We start from the raw sequence: 2,909 nt of genomic DNA, 5'->3' as shown, positions 1-2,909 counted from the left end.
CTGCATATCGACATTTAAAAGTTTTTTGATTGAGTTTCCTACCGCTATGGAGCGGGTCATATTCATTCCAAAAAGGCTCACCGCCTGAGCGGCATTTTTAATCTCTTTACCAAATCCATAAAGCGGAGAATTTGCTATTTTAAGGATATTGGCAATGATCATAGGATCATGCTCTATGACTTTTGCCATGTCTTTTATAGTCGAATTCTCATCGGCATAAATTTTGTTTATCTCTATAATCGTAGTAGAGAGAGGGGGAAGTGATTTTATGCTATCAATAATTGAACTCTTCAAAGTTGATACCCTTTTTTTAACACTTATTATAGCAGTTTAAATATAAAATTTATTTACTATGGCACTCTGTTAATGTTTTTTCAGCTCTGACAATATAGTCATATCCGTCGTAAAGAGTATATATCCCATAAACAATTACCGCAAAAGAGGAGAGACTCATCATCATATTTCTAAAGTTTGTAGCACTTGAGAGCGATGCCAAAAAACCGAGTGAAAACATGGCAGGAATTGTACTTAGACCAAATATTGCCATAACCATAGCGCCATAAAGGGGACTTGCCGTACTTGCCGCCGTTATAGCGAAAAAGTAGACAAATCCACACGGCAAAAGACCGTTTAACATGCCAAGAGTAAAAAAGCTAAAATTTGATTTGGAGTTTAAAACCCTTTTAAACATATCTTTATAGAACGGTGATGATGAAAATGAGTGTTCTATGAGGGTAAGAAACTTAATCTTGCCCATTAAAGAGAGACCTGCCAAGACCATAGCTATACCTGCGACAATTAGCAACACACCGTTTGCTGTATTGCTAAAGGTCACAACCCCGCCAAGTGTCCCAAAAATCGCACCCAAAATAGAGTAGGTAAAAACCCTTCCAAACGAGTAGAGCAGATGCGCCGTGGATTGTGAGACTTTGGAGCTTTTAGGATCAATTTTTATGGTCGAATATGCTAAAACAATACCGCCGCACATCCCAATGCAGTGTCCAAACGAACCCAAAAAAGCGATGCTTATAATGCTTAAGATATTTACCGTTTCCATTCTCTTTTACTGTTTTCCTAAAAGTTGTTTTCTAATCGCAGGATTTTGCAAGGTCTCGCCTCTTAAAACTCTCAGACGCATTGTATCAAAATCGATAAAACTTTCTTCTATTTTTTCATAAGCAGCAAAACCGTAACCCATAGGGGTAGTGTCTCTGAGTGAGTAAAAAGCCTCTCTGGCGTCTACCCATCTCTTTGTGTCTCTGCTCATCACCCAGATTTTTGCACTATCTCTAAACTCTTTATCTTCGAGCCATTTAACAAATCCGCCGTGGTCATGAAAAAACCAACTCTTTCCGCTTTTTATAATAACCTGAGAGGCGTCTTTTAGCTCATCAATAACCATACCGCAATCAGCATCTTGATATACTCCAACTTGCATTTCAATTGGAATCTGTTTGATATTTCCATCTTTCACGACAACCATTTTCTTGGATACACCCAAAGAAAAAAAGATTATTACAATTAACATAACTAAAATCAAAACTAAGTATAAAGGGATAATTTTTTTCATCACAAGCCTTCTATCTTAAATAAAAATAAATTTTACACTCTTTTTGTTACATTTGTGCTAATTTTGAAAGGAGGCTCATCTTCTTTTTTTTCCTTTTCCCAAGTCATCATATAACAAAAATTTTTCCAGATCTTTTTTCAGATCCAAATCCAGACTATCCCAGATCTTTTTCTTTCTCTCATATCTTGGCATATCTTCTTCTTTGCTTTTTTTAATATCTCTAATAAGATAGTGATAACGCACAACCTGCTTCGTATATTCACTTATAAAGGGCCAATTTTTGATTATTTCGTAGCTTCTCTCTTCGTGGTCGCTAAAGCTATACTCGCCAAACTCCACATCCTCATCATCCTTTTTATAAGCACAAACCGGCTTGCCTATATCGTGAAGAACTCCGGCTGCAAAAAACCTAAACTCTCCGGCTTTAAAGATATAGTATAAAACACGAAGCGTATGGAGTAAAACTCCATGCTGATGCCACTTGTTTTGCACAAAAAAAAGCGACTCCCAAAAAGCTCTGGAGAAAAAACTGTTTTTTACTCTGTTCATAAGCTCTCCCTTGCCATCGGGTGACACACCTCAACAGTCTCTTTGAGATCTTGCTTCTGAATATGCGTATATATTTGCGTGGTTAAAAGAGAGGCGTGTCCCAAGAGCTCCTGAACTACACGCAAATCTGCTCCCCCCGATATTAGTGAAGTCGCATAGGAGTGGCGCAAAATATGCGGTGATACTCCCAAATATTTTTGAGTGGTTTTATATGCAGAGATGCGGCTAAGTCTCCCGCCCTTGTAGTTAGACCAGACAAATCCGTCATCTCTTCTCTTCTCATCCAAGTAGCTCTGCAGAGCTTTAATGGCAACTTTTGCTATGGGAACCATACGCTCTTTCTCTCCTTTTGCATGCCTGACACGAAGCCACTCTCCCTCAATATCCTCTCTTTTTAGAGCCAGACATTCGCTTATCCTTGTGCCCGTGGCGTATAAAAAAATGATCAGCGCATAATCCCGAACTCCGCTAAGAGTAGTTCTGTCTATAAGAGCTAACCCGTTTTGAATCTCTGCAAATGAGAGAAATTTTGGAAGCAGTTTTGGTATTTTTGAGAATTTTAGTTTAGTTTTTTCATCTGAAAATCTGTTCTTGTAGCAAAAATCAAAAAAGGCGTTCACAGAAGAGAGTTTTCTATTGAGCGTTCTTTTGTTTTTGTATATGCCAAGAGCGCTAAAGAGCAGCGCGGAGTCTAGTGCTATAAGCGGCTTGCCAAGAGTCTCTTCAAGAGCATTCAAGTCGCTTCTGTACGCCTCAACACTCTTTTTACTAAGAGCCTTTATAACACTTA

The 2,909-nt window shown here is 38.4% G+C and carries 5 protein-coding genes; all 5 read right to left on the bottom strand.

Annotated elements, in window-relative coordinates:
* A partial coding sequence (locus RQ763_RS11210) for an HDOD domain-containing protein (protein ID WP_314153061.1) occupies nucleotides 1-294 on the bottom strand: 294 nt, incomplete at its 3' end.
* 49 nt (nucleotides 295-343) lie between these two features.
* On the bottom strand, nucleotides 344-1,057 hold the full coding sequence (locus tag RQ763_RS11205) for a sulfite exporter TauE/SafE family protein (protein ID WP_314153060.1): 714 nt from the start codon (nucleotides 1,055-1,057) through the stop codon (nucleotides 344-346).
* A 6-nt stretch (nucleotides 1,058-1,063) separates the two neighbouring features.
* Nucleotides 1,064-1,570 (bottom strand): hypothetical protein, encoded by a 507-nt coding sequence (locus RQ763_RS11200; RefSeq protein WP_314153059.1) that lies wholly within the window; start codon nucleotides 1,568-1,570, stop codon nucleotides 1,064-1,066.
* A gap of 75 nt (nucleotides 1,571-1,645) precedes the next feature.
* The gene (locus RQ763_RS11195) at nucleotides 1,646-2,119 is read right to left on the bottom strand and encodes an HD domain-containing protein (protein ID WP_314153058.1); all 474 of its coding nucleotides are present in this window, start codon (nucleotides 2,117-2,119) and stop codon (nucleotides 1,646-1,648) included.
* On the bottom strand, nucleotides 2,116-2,909 hold a 794-nt coding region (locus RQ763_RS11190; RefSeq protein WP_314153056.1), incomplete at its 5' end, for a tyrosine-type recombinase/integrase. The genes RQ763_RS11190 and RQ763_RS11195, both read right to left, overlap by 4 nt.

This window comes from Sulfurimonas sp. (assembly GCF_032250635.1).
In the GTDB taxonomy this organism is placed as follows: domain Bacteria; phylum Campylobacterota; class Campylobacteria; order Campylobacterales; family Sulfurimonadaceae; genus Sulfurimonas.
The sequence above is the reverse complement of the archived record's forward strand: the minus strand, read 5'-3'. Positions and strand labels throughout refer to the sequence as shown.

Bases quoted from the DNA above. Each gene is read 5' to 3' on its own strand.
- RQ763_RS11195 (WP_314153058.1), bottom strand. From the start codon at position 2,119: ATGAACAGAGTAAAAAACAGTTTTTTCTCCAGAGCTTTTTGGGAGTCG.
- RQ763_RS11200 (WP_314153059.1), bottom strand. From the start codon at position 1,570: ATGAAAAAAATTATCCCTTTATACTTAGTTTTGATTTTAGTTATGTTA.
- RQ763_RS11205 (WP_314153060.1), bottom strand. From the start codon at position 1,057: ATGGAAACGGTAAATATCTTAAGCATTATAAGCATCGCTTTTTTGGGT.